This window comes from Scytonema hankhaensis NUACC26, from assembly GCF_045865695.1.
GTDB lineage: Bacteria > Cyanobacteriota > Cyanobacteriia > Cyanobacteriales > Nostocaceae > Scytonema.
In genome coordinates this window covers 19,616-42,215 of record NZ_BAACAP010000165.1, presented here as the reverse complement: position 1 = coordinate 42,215, position 22,600 = coordinate 19,616, and the positions used below count along the sequence as shown (strand labels likewise).

At 42.3% G+C, this 22,600-nt stretch carries 18 protein-coding genes, 1 tRNA gene and 2 pseudogenes; 11 read left to right on the top strand and 10 right to left on the bottom strand.

The window, feature by feature from the left end:
* Together ACKTT2_RS13755 and ACKTT2_RS13750 are read left to right on the top strand one after the other, a co-directional pair.
* Nucleotides 1-789, top strand: a pseudogene (locus ACKTT2_RS13755) (IS1634 family transposase); the annotation flags it as partial.
* Between the two features lie 361 nt (nt 790-1,150).
* Nucleotides 1,151-3,277 carry a caspase family protein gene (locus ACKTT2_RS13750; RefSeq protein ID WP_407887685.1) on the top strand — a complete coding sequence of 709 codons (2,127 nt, stop codon included), beginning with the start codon at nt 1,151-1,153 and terminating at the stop codon, nt 3,275-3,277.
* Between the two features lie 52 nt (nt 3,278-3,329).
* On the opposite strand, the pseudogene ACKTT2_RS13745 reads toward ACKTT2_RS13750, so the two are convergent.
* The 3 genes and pseudogenes from ACKTT2_RS13745 to ACKTT2_RS13735 form a co-directional block, all read right to left on the bottom strand.
* Nucleotides 3,330-3,509: pseudogene (locus ACKTT2_RS13745) on the bottom strand (RluA family pseudouridine synthase); the annotation flags it as partial.
* 110 nt (nt 3,510-3,619) lie between these two features.
* Nucleotides 3,620-3,970, bottom strand: coding sequence for a clan AA aspartic protease (locus tag ACKTT2_RS13740; protein WP_407887683.1), 351 nt, complete (start codon nt 3,968-3,970; stop codon nt 3,620-3,622).
* A gap of 11 nt (nt 3,971-3,981) precedes the next feature.
* Nucleotides 3,982-4,254: a hypothetical protein gene (locus ACKTT2_RS13735; protein ID WP_407887681.1), complete on the bottom strand. Its 273-nt coding sequence runs from the start codon at nt 4,252-4,254 to the stop codon at nt 3,982-3,984.
* A gap of 207 nt (nt 4,255-4,461) precedes the next feature.
* Here ACKTT2_RS13735 and ACKTT2_RS13730 point away from each other — a divergent pair, with 207 nt between their 5' ends.
* On the top strand, nt 4,462-5,094 hold the full coding sequence (locus ACKTT2_RS13730) for a hypothetical protein (RefSeq protein ID WP_407887679.1): 633 nt from the start codon (nt 4,462-4,464) through the stop codon (nt 5,092-5,094).
* 159 nt (nt 5,095-5,253) lie between these two features.
* On the opposite strand, the gene ACKTT2_RS13725 is transcribed toward ACKTT2_RS13730, so the two are convergent.
* A complete protein-coding gene (locus ACKTT2_RS13725; RefSeq protein WP_407887677.1) occupies nt 5,254-5,586 on the bottom strand; it encodes a hypothetical protein in 333 nt (110 codons plus the stop codon).
* Nucleotides 5,587-6,540: 954 nt separating this feature from the next.
* Between ACKTT2_RS13725 and ACKTT2_RS13715 the strand changes: the two genes are divergently transcribed.
* The 5 genes from ACKTT2_RS13715 to ACKTT2_RS13695 all read left to right on the top strand — a co-directional run bounded on the left by ACKTT2_RS13715 (nt 6,541) and on the right by ACKTT2_RS13695 (nt 13,208).
* Complete coding sequence (locus ACKTT2_RS13715; RefSeq protein ID WP_407887675.1) at nt 6,541-7,455, top strand: histone deacetylase family protein; 915 nt, start codon at nt 6,541-6,543, stop codon at nt 7,453-7,455.
* Nucleotides 7,456-7,527: 72 nt separating this feature from the next.
* Nucleotides 7,528-8,673, top strand: a complete 1,146-nt coding sequence (gene gshA, locus ACKTT2_RS13710) for a glutamate--cysteine ligase (protein ID WP_407887673.1) — start codon at nt 7,528-7,530, stop codon at nt 8,671-8,673.
* Nucleotides 8,674-9,053: 380 nt separating this feature from the next.
* Entirely contained in the window at nt 9,054-9,515 is a 462-nt protein-coding gene (locus ACKTT2_RS13705) for a tRNA (cytidine(34)-2'-O)-methyltransferase (RefSeq protein WP_407887671.1), read from the top strand.
* A gap of 2,903 nt (nt 9,516-12,418) precedes the next feature.
* Entirely contained in the window at nt 12,419-12,937 is a 519-nt protein-coding gene (locus ACKTT2_RS13700; RefSeq protein WP_407887688.1) for a M23 family metallopeptidase, read from the top strand.
* Nucleotides 12,938-13,134: 197 nt separating this feature from the next.
* Nucleotides 13,135-13,208, top strand: a tRNA-Met gene (locus tag ACKTT2_RS13695).
* Between the two features lie 97 nt (nt 13,209-13,305).
* Here the strand turns inward: ACKTT2_RS13695 and ACKTT2_RS13690 are convergent.
* Nucleotides 13,306-15,381 carry an amylo-alpha-1,6-glucosidase gene (locus ACKTT2_RS13690; RefSeq protein WP_407887669.1) on the bottom strand — a complete coding sequence of 692 codons (2,076 nt, stop codon included), beginning with the start codon at nt 15,379-15,381 and terminating at the stop codon, nt 13,306-13,308.
* Between the two features lie 184 nt (nt 15,382-15,565).
* Between ACKTT2_RS13690 and ACKTT2_RS13685 the strand changes: the two genes are divergently transcribed.
* From ACKTT2_RS13685 to ACKTT2_RS13675, 3 genes are all read left to right on the top strand, one after another.
* Complete coding sequence (locus ACKTT2_RS13685) at nt 15,566-16,177, top strand: peroxiredoxin (protein WP_407887667.1); 612 nt, start codon at nt 15,566-15,568, stop codon at nt 16,175-16,177.
* 66 nt (nt 16,178-16,243) lie between these two features.
* The gene (locus ACKTT2_RS13680; protein ID WP_407887665.1) at nt 16,244-16,468 is read left to right on the top strand and encodes a hypothetical protein; all 225 of its coding nucleotides are present in this window, start codon (nt 16,244-16,246) and stop codon (nt 16,466-16,468) included.
* A gap of 114 nt (nt 16,469-16,582) precedes the next feature.
* Nucleotides 16,583-17,128 carry a peroxiredoxin family protein gene (locus ACKTT2_RS13675; RefSeq protein WP_407887663.1) on the top strand — a complete coding sequence of 182 codons (546 nt, stop codon included), beginning with the start codon at nt 16,583-16,585 and terminating at the stop codon, nt 17,126-17,128.
* A gap of 26 nt (nt 17,129-17,154) precedes the next feature.
* Here the strand turns inward: ACKTT2_RS13675 and ACKTT2_RS13670 are convergent, their stop codons facing one another.
* From ACKTT2_RS13670 to ACKTT2_RS13650, 5 genes are all read right to left on the bottom strand, one after another.
* Complete coding sequence (locus ACKTT2_RS13670; RefSeq protein ID WP_407887661.1) at nt 17,155-18,159, bottom strand: DnaJ C-terminal domain-containing protein; 1,005 nt, start codon at nt 18,157-18,159, stop codon at nt 17,155-17,157.
* 176 nt (nt 18,160-18,335) lie between these two features.
* Entirely contained in the window at nt 18,336-18,797 is a 462-nt protein-coding gene (locus ACKTT2_RS13665) for an AAA family ATPase (RefSeq protein WP_407887659.1), read from the bottom strand.
* 117 nt (nt 18,798-18,914) lie between these two features.
* Nucleotides 18,915-20,204 (bottom strand): glucose-1-phosphate adenylyltransferase, encoded by a 1,290-nt coding sequence (locus ACKTT2_RS13660; protein WP_407887657.1) that lies wholly within the window; start codon nt 20,202-20,204, stop codon nt 18,915-18,917.
* A gap of 137 nt (nt 20,205-20,341) precedes the next feature.
* Nucleotides 20,342-20,644 carry a hypothetical protein gene (locus ACKTT2_RS13655; RefSeq protein WP_407887655.1) on the bottom strand — a complete coding sequence of 101 codons (303 nt, stop codon included), beginning with the start codon at nt 20,642-20,644 and terminating at the stop codon, nt 20,342-20,344.
* 102 nt (nt 20,645-20,746) lie between these two features.
* Nucleotides 20,747-22,483 carry a S8 family serine peptidase gene (locus ACKTT2_RS13650; RefSeq protein ID WP_407887652.1) on the bottom strand — a complete coding sequence of 579 codons (1,737 nt, stop codon included), beginning with the start codon at nt 22,481-22,483 and terminating at the stop codon, nt 20,747-20,749.
* Between the last annotated feature and the right edge of the window lie 117 nt (nt 22,484-22,600).

Here is a 22,600-nt window from a genome sequence, read left to right as displayed (position 1 = left end):
ATTCCCAAAGCCTTGCAGCATCTATTATCCGTGGTCAACAGCAACGCATTAACAGTGCACAAACTGCTCTGGATAAATTAGCAGCCAAACCAGGAGAGGATCGGGGGCAACTCACCCAGAAAGTAGAAAACATTCTCACGCGCTATCGTGTCAACGATTTTTTCTCAACCACAATTACAGAAGAAATCACTCACCAAACTCGCCATGTCGGACGGGGACGACCATCAAAAAACTCTCCAACTGAGTCCGTGACTAAGATCTGTCTTCAACTTCATATACATCCGATTGATACTGCGATTAAGGAAGCAGAAACCTTGGCAGGATGGCGATTGTATGTCACCAATGCTCCGACCACTCGAATGACCTTACCACAAGCTGTAATGTATTACCGGGATGAATGGCTTTTGGAGCGTGGGTTTCACCGTTTTAAAAGAGGTTCTTTGCCCGCCTTACCCATTTACTTCCAAAACGAAGACCGAATTACTGGCTTAATGTTCATTTTGAACATAGCTTTGCGCGTATTTACAGTAATGGAGTTTGTGGTACGGCTAGCTCTTGAGCAAACTCAACAATCTGTCTTCTGGTCTTTATGATGGCAATCCAAAGCGAAAAACCAATCGCCCATCTGCGGAGCGAATGCTTAAGGCTTTTTGCAATTTAACTCTCTATTTTCTCCCTGATTCTACCATCTTCATCACGCCTCTGTCCGATCTGCAAAAACAAATTCTCTCCTTAATAAAAATGCCTGAGTCCCTTTATCAGCTAGAACAAGTGCAAAACTTTACATAATTACGTCTTACCCCTATAAAATCAGCACTCCTTGACAATAAGACACGGAATTGAATGTCCCATTTCAACATCAGCCTCAACCGTGTATTACACCGTAAGTCCTATTTGAATAGCACTTTTCTTCCATGTATTACACCGAAGAGCCTGTGCTCTTAAAATCTTTTTTGTGCATTCTCCGCTCTCCATATATTACACGGATAATCTGCTTCCTTTTTTCCGTGTAATACACCGTTAAGCTGACAAATCTTTTTCCAAGTATTACATGGTATCACGATCGTCAGATCCAGAATCACGTTAAAACCTTACACACTAAGGTTTTAATTCGTCCCCCCTCATAAAATAAGCGAACGTACAGTTACTTGTGGGAATTAACGATTATAAGAATGGTATACCCCCTCTACAAGGTTGCGTAACTGACGTTTCCTTGCAACAAGAGTTACTAATCAATCGCTTTGATTTTAACGAAAAAAATATTCTCACTTTAACCGACGCACAAGCCACACGCCAAAAGATTTTACAAGCATTTGACGAACACCTCATCAAGCAAGCCAAACCTGGTGATGTAGTGTTATTCCACTTTTCTGGACATGGTTCGCGGGTAAAAGACAGAGACAAAGATATGCCCGATGGAGTCAACGGTACAATTGTCCCGGTTGATAGTTCCTTACCTCCAAATGGTGGTGTGGTGCAAGATATCATGGGACACACGCTGTTTTTACTCATGTACGCATTGCAAACCGAAAACGTCACCGTGGTGTTAGATTGCTGTCACTCAGGGGGGACAAAACGGGGAAATTTTGCTGTTCGTTCCCGTGATGGTGGAAGTAATTTCTTACCCAGTCCCGCAGAATATGAAAAACAGGGTAAATTATTGGCGAAAACCGGACTTTCACAAACAGAATTTATCAACAAACGCCGTCAAAACGTTGCTAAAGGAATCGTAATTGCAGCTGCAAAACGCGACCAATTTGCTGTAGATGGTCAATTTAGTGATTTCAGTGCAGGGGCTTTTACCTACGCTTTAACTCAATATCTTTGGCAGCTAAATAGAAATGAATTTTTTGCAAGAACTTTCGCAAGTGTTAGCCGCAATGCTTGGTATTTATCCATGAACACAGGCGGTTTTCAAGAAGCAGAAATAGAAAGGAATATCAAAAATGTTAACACCCCATTATACTTTTTATATCCGAGAAAAATTCCCGCAGAAGCTGTAGTCAGCGGTGTGAATGGCAACCAAGTAAATTTATGGTTGGGTGGAATTGAATCCCAAAGTATAGAAGGTTTTAACAAAAGCGCAACTTTAACAGTTGTCGATGAAAAAGGAGAACCACGCGGACAGGTGCAAATTGAATCACGTAATGGCTTATTTGCTAAAGGTAAACTACTCAACACCTCACGTACACAAACACCATTAGCAAAAGGAACGCTTTTACAAGAACGTATCCGCACTATCCCGAAAAATATAACTTTAAAAATCGGATTAGATGACAGTTCTCTTAATAGTAACACTATTGCTCAGGCGAAACAAGCACTACAGGCAATACCCAGCATTGAAGCCCTACCTCTACGACAAAAGGAAGTGCAATATATATTTGCTCGCATGACTCAAGCCAAATATCAGGAATTACAGAAACAACGCATACCAAATTTACCTGCAGTGGGTAGCTTTGGTTTATTTACACCTACCTTAGATGCCATTATTGTTAACTCCTTTGGCAATGCAGGAGAAACAGTAAATGCCGCAGTTAAACGCTTACAACCAAAACTTCAATCATTCTGGGCTGCTAGAATTGTTAAAAACATCCTTGGCAATAAAAATACATCAAAAATCAGTATTTCTGTTTCGATGATTATTGCTGATAGTCAGGAACCCCTCGCCGAGACTTTTACAACTCGTGGTGTCAAGCTAAATAATGAAACAGAAAACCGACCGACACCAACAAAACCAGTAAATATTTCCGATTCCGGTATACCAAAATTGCCCTTAAAAACGAAAATTACCTTTCAGATTCACAATAAAGAAATAGTACCCCTTTACGTCAGTATTTTAGGCATAGATAGCGCCGGAGGAATGGATATTCTCTTCCCTTACGATTGGATGGAGGACACTATATTAGCTGCATCAATAGAAGCAGGAAGTAAAGTATTAATTCCCAAGCCCGAACATCAAAGTACCGGAACAAGGATAAATATTGGTGAACCATTGGGTTTTTCAGAAATACTTATCATCGCCAGTCCAACACCATTACGCGATTTACTTGACAAACTAAAAACACTTGCAGATTCCCAAGGACAAGCAGGTAAACGCAGTCCAATAACAGTAACCGGAGACGATTTTTTAGGTTTAACTAATAACTTACTTGATGATTTAGACAGAACCACTCGCAGTGCAACGAGTGCCAATAATATCCAACTTCCTGACGGAGAACGTGGGGTTGATACAAACAAGTTAGCTGTGATGTCAATTCCATTTGAGGTAGTAAGTTAAGGAATTTTTATAATAAGTTTGCTAACGATTATGGTGACGAAAACTTATTGGCACTGCTATCATTCAACAGATCGGAGAAAGCTTTGAGTATCCGTTGTTCTCCCGAAGATAGTTACACTAGCAAGACTCCATACATCTTACCCTCATGAGAATAACGCTCGTCAGTAGCAAGATGTCTCATTAAATCATATGCGATCGCTTCTACTAGAGGAGTGCGCGGAAGTCTCAGTATTTTACCACTTTAAGGACAGCGCTCTTCATAATAATAGGTAGGAGTAGAGTTTGCTGTAGTCCGCTCCAACCGGGTTATTAGCCTGCTTTAGCATCACGTTAAATTGGCATTTACAACTCGTCGATCATCACTAACCCGCCCTCTGTAAACTGAATGACGAGTTCTTGCTCATCCAGCAAAGCAGTTCCAAGCAAGGGTCGCCTCCCAGTTGCAACTACCAGAACTTGTCTTTCTTCACTATCCCAAAGGATAACCGCTTCGTGGATTGGTAGTAAAGCTTCGCTATTGTCCGCCAAATTTGCGGGAACGTCATGGATGAAAGGCAAGCGCATCAATGAAACCGCTTCTGGAGGCAGACAAAGATACCCCGTAAAACCTGTGTCGATGACGAACTCAATCGATATAGTTGAGCCATTTGGCAAGAGGAACGTCAAAGCAACAACCGCATATCTATCAGTCACGAGTCCAGAAATCACTTATGGACACGCTCCATGACACCACCAAAGGAGACCGCAACGTTATATCCAATGCGAATACCAAAGAGTCGAGCGTTTGGATGCTTCTCCATAAGGATGTGCGATGCTTTCAACCCAGTTTCATCAACTTCATAGTCACCTGTTTCAATGTCAATGATGACCATCTTGCCGATATTTTCTTCTACCTCCACTTCCTGGCGGATTCTGCTTTCATATAGTTGCTTTGCCCGTTGAGCAACCTCTTCACGACTTAACAGAATTGCTTGCATACGTTAACTCCCGATCGCTACGCCAGTTTTGTGTACCCCTTTATAGTATCTTACAAAGAAAACCATATGCGATCGCTTCTACTAGAAGAGTGCGCGGAAGTCTGAGTATTTCACCACTTTGAGGACAGCACCCTTCTTATGCCTTCGGCTTATCGCCCACTGGCTTCGATAGAATAGGCATACTGTTTTAATCAGGAGATCGACACCGTGCCCAAGGTTTTAGATCCAAACGAGTCCTATACCTTTAGCAAGTATTTTGATTTGCCTTACTCACCTGAAGATATTTTGGCAGATTTGGGCTGTACGTTCGAGCGCACCGATCGCGAAGATCTCCCCTACACGCAACGTGAATTAGATTGGTTAGCTGAACTGCAAGAGAGTACGCGGCGCAGACTGAAACGGGTGAATACAACTACTGAACAAGCCCGACGGGAGGCATTAATTTTTCCATTGCTCGATCGCATTTGCGATCTTTTAGACTATTCAATTAATATTGAGTATACGGTTAGTGTGAGCAATTGGTTAAAAGGCTCCCTAGATTACTATATTCCCAGTCCGAGTCATCTTCTGATTATTGAAGCAAAACAATCGGATTTGACCAAAGGCTTTACTCAGCTCGCTGTTGAATTGATTGCGCTCGATCGCTGGGTAGAAAGTGAGAATCCGATTTTATACGGTGCAGTTTCAACCGGGGAAATTTGGCGATTTGGTTTGTACGATCGCGCAGCACATCATGTGGTGGAATATTTACCACTGCATCGAGTACCGCAGGATTTGGAGTTTGTAACGCGGACGATTATTGGGATTTTGCAGGGAGAAGCAAAGAAGATGCAGTCTTGAGGCGAAATTCGAGATCTGACTGACACTGCTGGGTCGTTTCTTGTTGCTTAGTCTAGATCTTGGTGCTGATTTCCAGATTAAAAGCCCAATCATTGCCTCTACGCTGAATAATTTGATAGTACACAGGACAAACGACTGTGGTGCTGGAATCAATTAAGCCTAATCTTTATCCTGAAATGGGTCGTCTCTCCCAATTCCTAATTCCTTTAGCTTAGTTTTTACATCCTCCCACTGAGTACCGCAATAGTAATATTGTTTATCTAATATATTTGCAATGTAGTAACCCTGCTTTCCACCATTAATGCGGAAAAGCGCGATTGCTACTTTTTTCATTGAAGTCCCAAAAGCTGCATATATATCTTCATGAGAGAGTAAAGGAGCATTCAAAAAGTTGATGAATGGTGTACCTTCCTTAAAAGCCCAACCATTACCCCGACGCTCAATAATTCTGTAGTACAACGGACGTACAATCGTAGTGCTAAAGTCTGACATATTTCATAAAAGTGTAAAATTATTAAGGAAGATAGCCCCCAAGGGTAAGTTAGGGGCTATCGTTTTAATTAGTTGTCATCATTTTGTGACCTTTGTTGTGGTTTGTCAGCCACATCATCTAAGTCACTTTCGACAACTTTCGAATCAACAAGGTATGTTTCACCAGATACTTTATCCTGCTTCTCCCATAGTCTTAGAAGAGTACGGATAAAGACTTTAATTGGATTTCAAAAACCTTGATGACCGTTACCGTTTTGATTCAATAAATCACCTCCTTAATTCGGAAAATGGGGACACAATTGTCCCCATTTTCCATTACTTTTACACCATTTTTTATGAAAAAATTTCACTATTTTTAGAGACGACAGATGATTTATTACTGAGGATTAAGATAATTTCTCCATTGGCGATCGCATCTAATAGTAGATAAAATAGTATTCATCCCCATAGAATCATTATTTCTAGTTCCGCTCTAGCTACAGTGGGGAGCGGTCAGTTAAATATTATGCGTCAAGGAGAACGTTACGCAAATGATCGAGCTGTATATGGCACGCAGTTACTCAAAAAACTTGCTGACGATTTAAAAAATCGAAACATTAAAGGGCTATCAAACTGTAATTTACAAAACTTTCGACAATTCGCCTTGACTTATCCTAGCTTGGCTAGTGATGAAAACTTGTCAGCTTTTTTACCATTAATTAGTTTACCAGTAAATAATACTATAATTCGGCAGACAGTGTCTGCCGAATTTAAAACCACACCACAAAACCTATTCCCTGCACTTCTAGCACGCGAGCTACAACACCCTTCTCTTTCATGGCAAGACAGTAACTATTACCAACGCTTATTTACTACCCTATCTTGGTCACATATACTGGAATTAACCCGTATCGACAATACTACTAAACGGGCTTTTTATGAAATAGAAAGTATAAAAGGTTCAATAGTAGTGATATGGATTTACCTATTGTTTACCATCCCGATTACGTTGCCCCATTACCCGAAGGTCATCGCTTCCCGATGCCCAAGTTTAGATTACTTTACGAACTACTACTACACGATGGTGTGGCACAAAAAGAACAATTTCATACACCCTCACGCCCACCACAGGAATTTATCGAGTTAGTTCACACTACAGAGTACGTTCAAGCTTACTGTGAAGGTACTTTGGATGCCAAAGCGCAACGGCGCATCGGCTTACCTTGGAGTCCTGCACTAGTCAATCGTACCTGTGTAGCGGTGGGCGGTACTATTCTCACTGCTCAACTCGCACTTCAAAACGGGTTGGCTTGCAATACTGCAGGCGGAACTCACCATGCTTTTCCCAGTTACGGATCTGGTTTTTGCATTTTCAACGATCTGGCTATTGCAGCCCGCGTGTTGCAAAAACTCGGTCTCGTTCAAAAAATTTTGATAGTGGACTTAGACGTACATCAAGGAGATGGCACTGCTTTTATTTTTCAAGAAGATGACAGCGTGTTTACTTTCTCAATGCATTGTGAAGTCAATTTTCCCGGTACAAAACAGAAAAGCGATTTAGATGTTCCTTTGCCAGTGGGAATGGAAGATGATGCTTATTTGCAAACATTAGCCAATCAATTACCAGATTTACTGTCTTTTGTCAAGCCAGATATAGTATTTTACGACGCTGGTGTTGACCCTCATATAGGTGACAGATTGGGAAAATTAGCACTCACAGATACAGGTATTTTTCGACGTGAAATGCAGGTTTTGAGTACTTGTGTTGCGGCTGGTTACCCTACTGCCTGTGTCATTGGTGGTGGTTATGCTGATGATATGAAATCCCTCGTATGGCGTCACTCCCTCGTGCATCGTGCGGCTAGCGAAGTATATCGTTTGTGTTGTTAAGTAACTCAAACGTAAGATGCAGAAATTTCGTGATTCCAGATACAATTTTAGAAGTATGGAGAGCCGAGGGGAATGATTAAGGTGCTGTTAAAAGGCTTTGAAGTAGAAATGTACACTGGTACAGCCAATGGTGAGATCGTCGGTCTCTCCGACAAGATTGTTACATCTTTGGATGGATTTGTACGCGAGCCAGATAATCGCAATGTAGAATACACAACGGCTCCGGCAGAAAGTTATGAACAACTGTTGTGTGCTTTACTACAGCCTCGTGTAAAGTTGCGAAATTATATCAAGCAATTGGGTGACTATACCCTTATCCCAGGAAGTTCTTTATCTTTGGGTGATAGCACTCACTTTTTTCGCTCCGATCCAACTAATCCCTATCACGATTATATCGAGCAAAGTTACGGCACTAAAGTCGTTACAGCTAGCGTTCATATTAATATCGGGATCAGCGATCTGGAATTATTAATGCGGGCGTGCCGAATTATTAGGGTAGAAGCGCCATTGTTCCTTGCTCTTAGCGCTTCATCTCCTTTTATAGATGGAAAAGCAACTGGATATCATTCTACTCGATGGGGTATTTTTCCACAAACGCCTGCTTATGTTCCTTTGTTTGAAAGCCACGCCCACCACGTTCAATGGGTGGAAAATCAGTTAGCAGCTGGAACAATGCAAAATGTTCGTCATTTGTGGATGTCAGTGAGACCAAATGGCGATCGCCGTCCCTATGACTTAAACCGTCTGGAGTTACGAATTTGCGACCTAATTATAGATCCAGTTGCGTTACTCGCCATCACTGCTTTCTTAGAAGCACGGTTGTTACAAGTTATCGAAAACCCTCGGTTAGATCCTTTAATTCAAAGTACTTTCTCACCTGAGGAACTCATCTCTCTCACAATGGCGAATGAAGCAGCAGCTGCCGCTACCAGTCTTGATGCTCAACTCAGGCATTGGCAAGATGGCAGAACTCTCTCAGCTAGAGATTGGATTAGTGAAATCTATCAGGATGTATGGCCGATCGCCAAACAACATGGTTTTGCCTGCTTCCTTTCACCACTACAAAAAATTCTGCGAGAAGGCAATGAAGCCCAACAATGGCTGCAACTCTACTCTTTAGGTATTAGCCCAAAACACATTATTTCCCAAGCGATTAGTGCAGCTAAGGATCGCGAAATCGAATTGGAAGACAAATTGTGTTCTTCTGTCAGTATCTAGTAAGGGACTGGGGACTGGGAATTGGGGATTAGTGACTGGGGAAAGACCAATGCTCAATCCCTAGTCCCTAGTCCCCATTGCCCCTCAACAAGGAGGGGGCCCTGAGTTCCCCAATCGCCAATTCAATAGATTTTCTTCTAGCAACCCCGCTTTTATATAAATTTTTTATATATTAAATTTAAATATACATTTTTTAAAAAAATGTCATAAGCGTGGAGAACGAGAAAAAGCGTTCTAAAAAAATTCTGTAGTAATTTTAAATTTCTAATCATAAGTATTAAAGAAAGATTTATAAAGAAAAGCTATATATGACCTCTATCCATAGATAGATTTGAAAAAAATGATACATTGTTTGTTCTAATATATTTATTCCTCCGCAAATGCCGCAAGTCGTCTTAGTTAATCCATTGATCCCTCCCAATACGGGGAATATTGCCCGTACTTGTGCGGCTACAGGTACTGAATTGCATTTGGTCGGACCTCTAGGGTTTGAAATTAGCGATCGCTATTTGAAAAGAGCTGGATTGGACTACTGGCCTTATGTCAAACTCCACTATCACGAGTCTCTAGAAGCTTTTAAAACAGTACATCAGTTGCGAGGTGGAAGATGGCTGGGCTTCAGTGTTCGCGGGAATTGCAATTATGTTAGCTTTCAATACCAGCCCGATGACTGGTTGCTATTTGGTAGCGAAACGACTGGGTTAGCACCTGAAGTCATATCGGCTTGCGATACCACTCTCTACATTCCAATGAACGAAAAAAATGTCCGTAGCTTAAATCTTTCGGTAAGTGTAGCAGTAGGTTTGTTTGAAGCCCGCCGTCAGCTTAATTATTTGCAGTAGGGATACATAATAAGGCAGAGGGCAGAGGGCAAAAGGTAAAAGGCGCAAGAGCTTAGAACATAAGCTTTTAGCTCGTTGTCAATCAGCTTTTTATTTACGTCATACCGCACTCAAAAACGGGCTTGGGTTCTTAGGTAAAGTTGCGGACTTCAAGTTAATTAATATTTTCTATAGAAAGAATTTGCGGAAAAAGATTTTGCAGTTGCTTATGCGGTAATAGTGCTGTAAATTATACTAATAATTTATCATTTTCCTCAAAAAATAGTGGTAAATACTTAAAACCATAGATAGAGATCTATAAGAAATTTGTATATATCTAGAGGCGATAAGTCAGAGAAAAACGATAGATTTTTATGAATTTAGGGTGTGCTGCAACAGGGGAACAAAAACCTGGAAAACCAGTCAAATTAGGCATTTGAGTTATGTATCGTCGAGTGTAATTTGATTCTCAAGAAAAATGGTTTGCGAGTTAATACGGTTGTTTTTTAGGGAATAATCAACGTAAAGTCGCGTGTGAGGTAGACGGATTAGATGGAAAAACTTTGAAGATATCTACAACAGGGTGTAGTTTTATGAGAGAAGTTGCAGCATCTAGTAGCAAGAGGTGACAACGGCTACAAAAACAGCCCGACTAACTCAGACAAAAAAATCTAGAGACAACTGTAAAGAGAAAAACTTATATGGTGTGTGTTTTAAGGTGTGAGCAATGTGACAGACAAGTTAACTCTTAAATTTAAATTTTTGATATACAGTGTGAACTTGTCTAAATCGGAGAAGCAAGGTAATCTTGCGTAAGTATCTCTGATGTGTGATCTCGATCTATTTTTCATAGTGATCTAAATCATTGACTAGTATCCGACAGAAAAAAAGGTCAGTTAAGCGCTAGCGATCGTAGGAGGTCCTCTTTGAAACGAGCATTGAAGAAGAAAGAAAAAGCTGAATTGGAAAACAACCAAAGCGATGATGTTCCGGTGGAGCAGGTAAACGCAATTCACGCACGGGGAAACAGCCGTCGGGTACCAACAAAAGCGGCGATGATAGGTTTGGCGATCTCCATGGGTGCTACTAGCCTTTTGGTAACTCGTCAAAGCGATGGAGCCATAGCAGCAGAGCCAGTAGGCAATCAGAATACAGCCTCAACGATTCCTTCTGCTTCTGACAGCGAGGTGAAGTTGGCTCCCACAACTCAACCGCAGCTTCCAACCGTATCATCGGTGAGTCTGCCAGAAAGTCCTTCTGTGGTCGAACCCACAGCAGTTTCCCAAGTTGCTGAGCTACGAGCTAAGTGGCAAGGTGTGGCAAAGGTGACGTCTGTACAGCCAGTGTCTGTACCAGTAGCGGTTTCTAACTCATCTCAAGCGGTCGAGGAACAGAGCGTTTCCCTAGAAGCATCCACCGTTCAACAACAAAACATCAAGCAAGAAGAGACCGTACAAACGCTCTCTAGTGCTTCGGGTCTTGTCGGAACTCAAGCCATGTCAGAACCCGCTCAACAAGAAGCAGTTCAGGCAGAAAATGCAGTAGAGCCAGAAGTTAATGCTCAACTGAAGGCGCAGCAAGAGTTTGCGTTGAACCAATTACAGCTAAAATCAGACCGTCTCAGAAAAAGTCTTAAGGACTTGCGGTCAAATCAAGCTCAAGAAACCTTACCAGTTGTGCCAGCAGGAGTACCACAGGTAACAGTCCTTGACAACAGGTCACAAGTAGAAGCGAGAAACACTGTAACAGAGCCATCAGAGACTGCAAACAATGTAGACAGAGAAAAACTCATTTCGCGGTTAAAGCAGAGGTTGGAAACAACTAAGGTACCAACACAAGTACCAACTGCTTTAGGTGTCAAGCCATTGGCGCAAAAAGACTCTGCAAGCTACGAAGTCAAACCTGGAGATACATTAGCTGATATTGCTAGCAAATACAACACTTCAGTTTCAGAACTCGTTAAGGTAAACAATCTTAACAATCCAAATCAACTCCGGATTAATCAACAACTGAAAGTTCCTGCCATAGAGAACAGCAACACTTCCATTCCACTGGCGATAGCACGTCCGCAAACGCCAAACGCAACTCCCCAAAGCCCTGCTATTTTCGGCAGTAGTGCTACATCCCAAGATAGTGTCAGCAACTCAATTGCTAACAGCAGCAGTGTTGCAACTCCAACAGCAGTTGTTCCAAACAACCCCTCTTGGAAAAACAGAATTGCGGCAACAACTACCGATAAAGCGATTGAGAACAATGCCACTGTCCCTGTGAAGACCCCAATCGTTGCTGATGATTCCGTTCGGAAAAATCAAATTGCACAAGGTAATACTAACAGCTTAGTTCTTGGCAATAGCAACGTAACCTTCCCAACAGCAGTTATTGCAGATAGTTCTGTTAAGACAGGAGCGACAACAGAGCGCAAAGCAACTTCTGCTACAAACTCTGACGCCAACTCTTCGGCTACTTCTTTAGGTGTTGGTGGTGATGCCCCAGTGCCAAAAGTTTTTACCGAAATGAGAGAAGCCCAGAAATCTCAATCCCCAGAGGCAAGAAAAGCTCGGGATTCTCAACGTCTTCGCAGCTTACAATTAGAAATTAACAAACTACGGGAGAAATACCGCGCTCAGCAATCTGGCAATGTTGTTGTTCCAGCAGTAGCTGAAACAGATAATGTTCCAGTTACAGTGTCTCATTCCAGTGAGAATGAGAATGTAGTACAAATTCAGGTTCCAACACCAAACAGTGCGTCGTTACAGTATTCAGCGCCCAAAGCCAATGGTGCAATATCCATTCCAGTGCCCAAGCCAATGACTGGTAACGCGAACCGTCAACCCGTTAAACCTGCTAACAATCGCCGATTCGCAAACGAACCCATTAATCCAGAGTTACTGCGCGAGCAACGAGTGGCAACTCCTTCAAAAGGGATGAATGCTTCCGAGATGCTGGGAACTATGCGAGGTACAACTGTTACTCCACAGTTACCACCTTTGGCAGCAGTCGATAGATACCTACCCAGACCAATTGACGAAAATCTACCCCCTCCTTCTACCTCCGCTAATGGTTATATATGGCCAGCTAAAGGTGTCCTCACTTCTGGTTTTGGTCCTCGCTGGGGAAGAATGCACAAGGGCATAGACATTGCTAACTCAATTGGTACGCCAATTCATGCAGCATCTGCAGGTGTTGTTGAAAGGGCTGGTTGGAATAACGGTGGTTACGGTTACCTCGTAGATATTCGTCATCCTGATGGCAGTATGACACGTTACGGTCATAATAGCCGTATTTTGGTTCAACCCGGTCAAACTATCCAACAAGGACAACAAATTTCTGCGATGGGTAGTACCGGTTTTAGTACTGGTCCTCACCTGCACTTTGAAGTTCACCCATCGGGTAAGGCAGCAGTAAATCCAATTGCTTTCCTCCCCAAAGAACGCCTGCAATAAGGGGCGGGCTGTAATTCAATGAAAACTTTGCTAACAGAGGGAGTTAGTCTCCCTCTATTACACTTTTAAGCTAATGGCTCGTTCCTAACAGTTAATTGCTTTAGATACCATTAGCCATTAGCTTAAAAATTAGCGCTCGGCATAGGTAGTCAAGAAAAAGTCTGTATGTTATATTAGGGGAGACTAATGAATGTTAAGGCTCAGTAGCTCAGTTGGTTAGAGCACGGGACTCATAAGCCTGGGGTCGTTGGTTCAAATCCGACCTGAGCCACTAAGGAATTATGAATGATAAATGATGAATTATGAAGCGCTCGGAGCAATGTACGAGGTTTCGGATAATTCATAACTCACAATTCATAACTCATAATTCATAATTTAATATGTCGAATAACCTCAGCAACAGAACAAGCTTGAGCGATCGCACCCCTGGGTTTATGTGGTTCGTCACCATCAAAAATTTCAGAGATAGACCCGATACAGCCATCATGCAGAAAGCTTTCTAACAAAGGTTGCCAATCAAAGGGTAATGGCTTTTGAGGATAAAAACGTTCCCAAGCACGGCTAAAAGGACCAATGAGCCAACTCCAAACAGTCCCCTGGTGATATGCGCGATCGCGTTGTTGAGGATTCCCTTCATATTGACCTATATACTCAGAGTCAGTAGGAGCAAGAGTACGCAATCCATAGGGAGTAAGCAGGTGAGAACGAGCTACGTCAAGTATTTGCTGTCCCTGCTTTTGCGAAAACGCGCAATGGCTAAGAGACAATGCAATAACTGCATTGGGTCGAATTTGACAATTGCGGCGATCGTCTGGCTCAATAGTGTCATACAAGTACCCCAATTGAAAATTCCAATATTTTTGCAGCGAAGCTTTTACCTGTTGTGCCTGTTGCCCATAACGTAATGCTTGTTTTGCAAAACGTGCGGAATCTTCAGGTGTACTATGCTCGCTCAAAATCTCTGCCCATCGATTTGCCCAACATAACGCTGAGTACCACAAAGCATTAATTTCAATTGGCTTACCACGACGGGGAGTCACAGGTTCTCCTGCAACCACCGCGTCCATCCAAGTCAGAGCTACATGACGTGCGTACCACCCCACTAGCCAATCCGTAGAATCAACTTGTATGTTGTAGCGAGTTCCTCCAATAAAAGCTTTATAGATCTGTTGTACTATGGGGTACTGCTCCGCTAAAAATTGCCAGTCTTGAGTAGCTTCTAAATAAAGCCCCAAAGTTTCGACCCACCACAGTGCTGCATCAAGACTGTTATAAAACGGCTCCCCACCAATATCAGGAAACGCATTGGGAATCAAACCAGCGTGGCAGTAACGCCCAAAGGTTTGCAAAAGCCCTTTTGCTAAATTATATCGCTGTGGAACAAGTGCTAACCCAGGTAAAGCAATTAAGGTATCGCGTCCCCAGTCATTGAACCAGTGATATCCAGCAATGACAGTAGGACCATCAATTGACGCACGATAAACAATAAATCGATCGGCAGCTTGTAGGAGTTGTTTCCATATTGGGGATTGGGGATTGGGAACTGGGGACTGGGGTACTTCCCAATCCCCAATCCCCAATCTCCAGTCCCCAGTCCCTCCCTTCCATCCAAAAATTTGAGACAATCGCTCTTGTTCTGCTTCTTGTGCTTCTACAAAAGTATCTGAGGTGAGAGTGCCTTGCGATTCGTTTGGAAAACCCACTCTTGCTTCCAGTGTCACGGCATCACCAGGATTGAGACGCACGCTTAAGTAACCAGGGCTGAACAAATCTTCTCGATCGCCCAATCCTCGCAATGTTTCTTCAGGCAAACCGTAATTCCAATACCAAACTGCATCAGCTTGATACTCTCCGTGCGTCCAGCGCAACTGCCAAGGCGTACCAAAACTCCTAGAAATAATGGCTTGCAAGCAAACTTGCTGTTGCCCTAACATTTGGGAAAACTGTAATTCTGGAATGGCTTTCTGTTGGTGGTGAAAATCGCGATCGCTCACAAGTACTCGTAGCCTTAGAGTAGAAACATCTGTTCCCTCATAACGATACTGAATCAAAACCCGATGACTCATAGAGGAGTGGAGATCGGATTCTTTTTCCCTACTCCCTTCAAATCCATAGGGCATGACCAAAAGCCTTGCGATTTGCCAGTCCTCTTCTCCCCAGATCCATTTTGGCACTGGGTTAATCTCAAAGTGGCGCAGGAGGTGATAACCTTTTGGCTCAATTTCACCGCTTCCCCAAAAATTTGTCCCTAGTGCTATAACTCGGTTTGGAAGTTCGAGGCTAGCTTCTATATGTGACAGCAGCAGGGTACGCCCTGAAGGTGGACTAGTGGCGGCAAACAACCAGCCATGATATGTCCGAGTGCGGATATCCGACACTGTACCACTGGCAAAACTTCCTAAGCCATTGGTTAGTAACCATTCTCTTGTATCTAAATCAACCATTTGCTACTCAAAATCGTTATGACTATGATATAGTCGTAACAGATTGCAATTAAACTGTTAGGGACTTTCAACAAAGTCTGAGAGATAAAGATAAAGCATTGAGGGAAAAGTGAATACTTAATCCTTCATACTTCATACTTTATCCTTCGCGCTTTCGGATGTAATTTTAAGGAGATATTTGTAAATGCCTCTTAGTTACCCATCAGAAGGATGCCTCCGTGTAGGTCAACAAGCTCCCGACTTCACAGCAACTGCTGTGGCAGATCAGGAATTCAAGACAATCAAACTTTCCGACTATCGCGGTAAGTACGTCGTACTATTTTTCTACCCCCTAGACTTTACCTTTGTTTGTCCCACGGAAATCACAGCTTTTAGCGATCGCTACGACGAATTTAAACAAATTAACACTGAAATTCTTGGTGTTTCCGTTGACAGCGAGTTTTCTCACCTCGCGTGGATTCAAACAGATCGCAAGTCTGGTGGGGTTGGAGACTTAAACTACCCCCTAGTTTCTGACATCAAGAAAGAGATTAGCGCTGCTTACAACGTTCTCGATCCAGCAGCTGGTGTTGCTTTACGCGGTTTGTTCATTATTGATAAAGAGGGTGTTATCCAACACGCTACCATCAACAACCTAGCTTTTGGTCGTAACGTTGATGAAACTTTGCGGACACTACAAGCTATTCAATACGTTCAATCTCATCCTGATGAAGTTTGTCCCGCAGGTTGGCAACCAGGTGACAAGACAATGGTTCCCGACCCCGTGAAGTCCAAAGTGTACTTCTCTGCTGTATAGTATCTCAGGGATCTCCAACAGATATAGCGGTTCTCAGTTGAGTGCAATACATTAAATAATGGTCTTGTGGAAAACAATGGTCTTGTAGAAAACAATGGTCTTGTGGAAAACAATGGTCTTGTGGAAAACAATGGTCTTGTGGAAAACAATGGTCTTGTGGAAAATAATGGTCTTGTGGAAAATAATGGTCTTGTGGAACGGGCGTCCCCGCCCGTTTTAGGCAAGCGTCCTCGCCAGCCCCACAAATTGTATTGGTTTCAAGTGAGAACCGCTATAACTTATTTGCTCTGAGGGATGGGCGTCCCTGCCTGTCCTCATATCTCAAATGGGCGGGGACGCCCGTTCCACAAGAAAATTAAGCAAACCGACTGAAAATCATATTGATAATCATTAAGGATTAAATTTATGATAAATTCAATGAGTCTAAACGGATTATTGAATGAGAGATTTTTTCGCAACTTTCTACCAATACCCGCAACCAATAGGTTAGTTGTAGGGCAAACTGTACCAGATTTTCAACTTCCAGATATAAATAACGGAACAACTGTAAAAATATCAAACTACAGAAGCAAACAACCAGTTATACTTGCTTTTACGAGAATTTTTACAGAAAAACATTATTGTCCCTTTTGCTTTCCTCATATCAAAGCTCTCAATGAACGCTACGAAGAATTTCAAAATAGAGGGATAGAACTTTTACTAATTACTACTACAGATCGAGGGCAAAGTAAGATAGTCGTCCAAGATTTAAAGTTGAAAATGCCATTATTGAGCGACCCAAGTTGCCGCGTATTTCAAACATACGAAGTTGGGCAAGCTTTAGGAGCACCCTTACCAGCACAATTTGTATTAGATAAAGATGGCAAACTCCTCTACAAACATCTATTCTCATTTCTTGACCATAATGCTAGCGTTGAGAAATTGCTAGCATCATTTGATGTTAGTGGTTAGTAGTTAGTGGTTAGTTGTTGGTGAGATTACAACCTAATATGTTGTAGATTGGTACGGGGATTAAATGTACGCAGATCGCGGAGTTTTTCGTAATACTCCCGTTCTTGAGAAGTGATATCTTTAGGTGGTACGATCGCCACTTTAATCAACTGGTCGCCACGTCCTCCCCTGGGTTGAGGCCATCCTTTACCACGTAAGCGCAAAGACTGACCAGATCTGACTCCGACAGGAATTTTAACAGTAACCATGCCATCAGGTGTTGGGACTTCAACAGATGTTCCCAAAACAGCTTCGTCAGGTGTAATAGGTATTTCACATACCAAGTTATCACCTTCAAATTGAAATAAAGAATGGGGTTGAAGTTCAACCTTAAGATATAAATCTCCTCTTTGTTGCGTGAAAGGGTTGAGTGGTCCTTTACCCCTCACACGCAAACGACTCCCAGTCTTTGCCCCTGCAGGTATACGAACATCAATAACCTCACTACCAAGACTGAGGTGTTTTTGAACGCCATGAAATGCTTCAGAAAAATTTAAGGTAATTGTCGCTTCACTATCTTGGGTAGCACCAGCAGAACCCATATCTTGAGTTCCATAGTCACTAAAGCCACCAAAACCACCAGGTCTACCTGTAGATGTACTGTAGCTGTAAGCTTGTCGTCCACTACGAGGATTAGCACTTCCGCCAAAGCGTCCTAATAATTCACTGATAAATTCATCAAAACTTCCATATTGGCTGAAGTCAAAACCGCCCATGTCAACTCCGACGCCACCACCAGACGGAAACCCTTCAGATGCTTGTTTCCAGTACTGACCAAATTGGTCATACTTTTTGCGTTTGTCTGAATCTGACAAAACCTCGTAAGCTTCGTTAATTTCCTTAAAACGTGCCTCAGCTTGCTTATTACCGGGGTTCACATCAGGATGGTATTTGCGAGCTAATTTACGAAAAGCTTGCTTAATTTCTTCTTGACTGGCAGTTTTACTAACTCCCAATGTTGCGTAGTAGTCTTTGAAATCAGTTGAAGCCATTTACCAGCCTCCTATAGAAATTCCCATTAAATTTTCTTATACATTTTCAGCCCTTGGAAGCGCGACAGCTTCTCTTAGAGCCTTTCTATAGATTCTGATATTAAATTAACAAAGATTAAAGAAAATCAAGTGCGGTTTTTGCTCTCAGCGCAAGTGCAATTCCCGTACTCTAAAGGTTAAAGAGAAAATCTCAGTAAATCATCAAGTCCTTCCTCTAAACTTGGTGGTGCATTGCGGAGTTGGCGGTGCATGCGAAATATGACTTCTTCTGGAACTTGACGCTGGCGTTTCTTATTCCGTGCCAGACAAAGCCAAACTGGAGTATCTACCCAAATACCTGTGATGTGAGTAAACCCTATTTCACGGGCTGAAGCAATCGCTTCTCGTCGTTGGCGGCGCTGAGCATTAGTAGCATCGTAGATTGCTATATTATCAGTCACTACCGTTTCTCGGAATTGCCGCAAAACTTCACGCCAGAGAACTAGCCAAGGTCCTTGAACTGCTTCACCGCCAAATAATTGTCCCCGGATAGTATCGGTAGAAATGATTCGTATCTGGGGACAATCTAATAGCAAATGCTTGGCTAGAGTTGATTTACCACTGCCAGGAAGACCTATAAGTAACAGTAGTTTAGACATGAGTTAATGGCTAGTTAATAGTTGATAGTTGTTAGTTGTTAGTCGGTAGTGGAATAATCAACCACTAACCACCAACTATTAACTACTAACCACTAACCACCAACTACTAACTACTAACTAAATTACTGTTCCATCAGGAATGACAGCATTTTTCAGCACTACAATAATGCCACTACGAATGTAAAAGCCTTGACTTTCTTTCTCAGCTTCTTGGATATTATCCTTGTTGACAATGTGTACATCGCAACCAATCCGAGCATTTTTATCAATGATGGCACGACGAATTGTCGTGTTACTACCTATTCCCACAGGAATTGGAGTTCTTTCGCAATTTGTTTGACGTTCGGCAAAAGGTTGATAAAAATCGGCTCCCATAATCAGGGAATCTTGAATAACACACCCACTTTCAACACGCGCTCGCACGCCTAAAACCGAGTGTTCAATTCGGCAGTTCTTCAGAATACATCCCTCACTGAGCATTGATTCTACCACTTGGCAGTCCAACATCTTAGTAGGTGGTAAGTAACGAGCTCGGGTATAAATTGGTGCGTTTTCGTCATAGAAACTAAAGGGTGGCATGGGTTGCTGAGTCAGTGCCAAATTTGCGTGGTAGAACGCTTCAATAGTTCCAATATCCTCCCAGTAACCCTCAAATAAATAAGCTTGAATGTTATGGTCTGCGGCTGCTGCTGGAAGAATTTCTTTTCCAAAATCTGTCCATTGTGAGGCGTCTTTCAACAATTTAATCAAAACGTCTCTTTTAAAAACATAAATGCCCATTGAAGCAATGTATGGCTGTTCTTGAGCTTGTTCTGGAGTCAAGCCCAATACAGTTGTATCAACGCGCATTTCAGCTTTTGCCTCACCTTTAGGTTTTTCGCTAAAGTTAATAATTCTACCAGAGCCATCAATTTTAATCAAACCAAAATCAGAAGCGCGACGGTCATCAATGGGTAGTACCGACAACGTAATATCAGCCCCTGTATCTCTGTGACGCTGAACGAACTGGCGGTAATCCATCCGGTACAAATGATCTCCGGATAGAATGAGATAATCTTCTACGTCCCATTCTTCCATCAACCACAGATATTGGCGAACAGCATCAGCCGTACCTTGGAACCAACTAAGGTTTTCTGGTGTTTGCTGTGCTGCTAAAACTTCCGCAAAACCTTCAGTAAAGCCAGCAAAATTGTAGGTACGGGCAATGTGACGGTTTAAGGAAGCTGAGTTGAATTGTGTCAAAACGTATATTTTGAATATCTCGGAGTTTATACAATTACTAACAGGGATATCGATGAGTCGATATTTTCCTGCTACAGGTACAGCTGGTTTTGCACGTAACTTAGTTAGAGGATAAAGGCGGGTACCTGCACCCCCTCCAAGAATGATAGCTAAAACACTTTTCACGCTAAGTTCTCCCGACGACTGCCTTCAACTCACTTCTTCAGTTTAGGACTGTCTGTAGCTGCTGATAAGGGGGGGAAGGTAGATTGTTATATTGCTTCTGACAGAATTTATGAATTATGGGAGTAGGAAGTAGGCGGTTAGGCTAATCTGATGCCACCTGGAGTTTTTTGATTTAACAAATTTAGGTTTTGAGACAGCTTTATATATTGTACCCAAGGTTGTTCGGACAACTGAGAAATAGCATTAGGGGATAAATCAGCTGTAAACACATCTTTTCCTGGTGTCACATCGGGTATGCCCAAGTTTTTTAATGTATCAGATGCATCAGCAGTATCTGCGGTTGTATTTGTGTGAATGAAGACCTTTAAACTTTGCTGTTGTGGGTCTTCAATTTCGTTGAGCCTCATTGTCAGGGCGGTATCTAACTTTTGATAATCCATCACGACCTCAAAGTGACGACTTTAAGATTCCCGACTTCTTTCGGAAATCTCCAGGCTATCAAACTTTGACAGTGGTTGATACTACCATTCGTTATAAAAAAGCTAGAGATTTTCTGTGTTAACTAATCCAAAACCCCATTTATTATCAAAAGTTCCTGCTGGTTTCCCTGGGATGGAGCAATTTTTTCGTAATATGTCTTTAATGGCAGTTGGGTCTAGATAAGGGTCGCGTTGTAAAAGCAGTGCTATAAGACCAGTAACAAAGGGTGCTGCCATGCTTGTACCCATCATTGCTACAAACTGAGTGTTAATTATACTGGTGCGATCGCAATTAGCACTGGAAGAAAGGGCAGAAACAATCATGGCTCCTGGTGCAGCAACATCTGGTTTTTGGGCATTATTCCGTAGGGGACCTTCACTGCTAAAATCTGAAATATCGTTTAATTGAAAACCCATTTCTTGCAACTTATTATCAATATCAATATAATTGGCTTTAGTTGTGTAGGAAGCGACTGTAATGGCACGACTAGCGCAACCAGGAGAACCAATTTTTACAGAATCTGCTACACTGCTACCTGTAAATAATACCGAGCCATCCAAAGTCCAAATGTCTATCCGCACATCTTGGGAAGAAGTGTTATTGAGTCGTAACTGCCAATTACCACCAGGTACGGGCTGACTAAAATTCCCCTTAGCCGAACCCCGAATTTGGACGACTATATTGTAGTCATCGTTAAATGGATCGGAACCTGGTGTTGCTATTTGTACCCGTGCATCTTTCAGAGTATGTTCTTGGGTGTAATTACCTTCAGTAATAATGGGTTGGAAAGGAGTCACGAAACCATTGGGGCTTCGGACGGAAACCTCTAACTGACTTGCGCTGGAGTACCAACCAGTTAATAATGCTATGCTTGTCTGACTGTATGGAACATTAAAACGCATAGTATGCTGTTTACCTGCAGGCACGATCGCTTGACCGTGAATGTTGTCATTCCCCTCGTTACCAGCCGCACAACAGACAATCTGTCCGGAACCGCTTTCGGCATCAATAATTTTTGATAACGAATCAGTGCCATCGTGAGCATCATAATGCCCACCCAAGCTTAAATTAATAACTGCCGGACGCCCCATCTCCCTAGCAACTCGGAAGATGTATCGAATACCATCTGCGATATGACCTTCATCTAAATCGCTTTTTACAATTACTAATTCGGCTTGTGGTGCTATCCCTCCATAGGTAACGTCATCACCTGCGGCAATACCAGCAACGTGCGTTCCATGACCGTAAGTATCTTGAGAAACTGTTAACAGCGAATCAGTTAACTCCGCCCCATATTTACCTTCAGCAACTCCAGGTCCCGACAACACTTGATCCCAAATACGTAAAATACGCCCTTCAAAAGCAGGATGTTTTGGATCGATGCCAGTGTCTATGATACCGATAATAACTCCCTTACCAGTAAGATTGCTGTTTTTCTTGATAAACTCTGGCACTCGTACAGCATTTTTTGCAACATCCATTCGGAGTTTAAGTTTGCGCGAAGGTTTAATACGTTGAATGGCAGGATCTTCAGATAGAGCATCTAAACTATCAATAGGTAAAAAAGCGGTGCGTACACTTCCTCGATTTTGGTTGACTTCGATACCATATTCTGATACGTGACTTAAATCGGCTTGTTCATCACAATAAAGAAAAACCAAGGTACGGGTTGGTTTGAGAGTGTTTCTGGGGGGAACTATGCTCAGCGTTCTTATCTGTGGAGTTAACGCTTCTTGTCCTTCTCTTTGATAATCTTCAAATGCTATCAGCAGTCCAGGAGAAAGTTTTTCGTGCCTCATTTTACCTCAGCTAAAGTTTAATGACTGCAAATGGGTAACAACATAAGTTACTTCAATATTATTGAGAAAACGTAATCTTTTTCGTTTCTTTACATTTAGTTTAAGAAAAAGGTGTAC

What these genes read in the sequence shown, in the direction of transcription:
- ACKTT2_RS13725 (WP_407887677.1), bottom strand. Translation starts at nt 5,586, where the DNA reads ATGTCAGACTTTAGCACTACGATTGTACGTCCGTTGTACTACAGAATT.
- ACKTT2_RS13670 (WP_407887661.1), bottom strand. Translation starts at nt 18,159, where the DNA reads ATGGCTTCAACTGATTTCAAAGACTACTACGCAACATTGGGAGTTAGT.
- ACKTT2_RS13655 (WP_407887655.1), bottom strand. Translation starts at nt 20,644, where the DNA reads ATGGATTATCAAAAGTTAGATACCGCCCTGACAATGAGGCTCAACGAA.
- ACKTT2_RS13705 (WP_407887671.1), top strand. Translation starts at nt 9,054, where the DNA reads ATGCCGCAAGTCGTCTTAGTTAATCCATTGATCCCTCCCAATACGGGG.
- ACKTT2_RS13715 (WP_407887675.1), top strand. Translation starts at nt 6,541, where the DNA reads ATGGATTTACCTATTGTTTACCATCCCGATTACGTTGCCCCATTACCC.
- gshA (WP_407887673.1), top strand. Translation starts at nt 7,528, where the DNA reads ATGATTAAGGTGCTGTTAAAAGGCTTTGAAGTAGAAATGTACACTGGT.
- ACKTT2_RS13690 (WP_407887669.1), bottom strand. Translation starts at nt 15,381, where the DNA reads ATGGTTGATTTAGATACAAGAGAATGGTTACTAACCAATGGCTTAGGA.
- ACKTT2_RS13650 (WP_407887652.1), bottom strand. Translation starts at nt 22,483, where the DNA reads ATGAGGCACGAAAAACTTTCTCCTGGACTGCTGATAGCATTTGAAGAT.
- ACKTT2_RS13675 (WP_407887663.1), top strand. Translation starts at nt 16,583, where the DNA reads ATGATAAATTCAATGAGTCTAAACGGATTATTGAATGAGAGATTTTTT.
- ACKTT2_RS13735 (WP_407887681.1), bottom strand. Translation starts at nt 4,254, where the DNA reads ATGCAAGCAATTCTGTTAAGTCGTGAAGAGGTTGCTCAACGGGCAAAG.
- ACKTT2_RS13685 (WP_407887667.1), top strand. Translation starts at nt 15,566, where the DNA reads ATGCCTCTTAGTTACCCATCAGAAGGATGCCTCCGTGTAGGTCAACAA.
- ACKTT2_RS13665 (WP_407887659.1), bottom strand. Translation starts at nt 18,797, where the DNA reads ATGTCTAAACTACTGTTACTTATAGGTCTTCCTGGCAGTGGTAAATCA.
- ACKTT2_RS13700 (WP_407887688.1), top strand. Translation starts at nt 12,419, where the DNA reads ATGAATGCTTCCGAGATGCTGGGAACTATGCGAGGTACAACTGTTACT.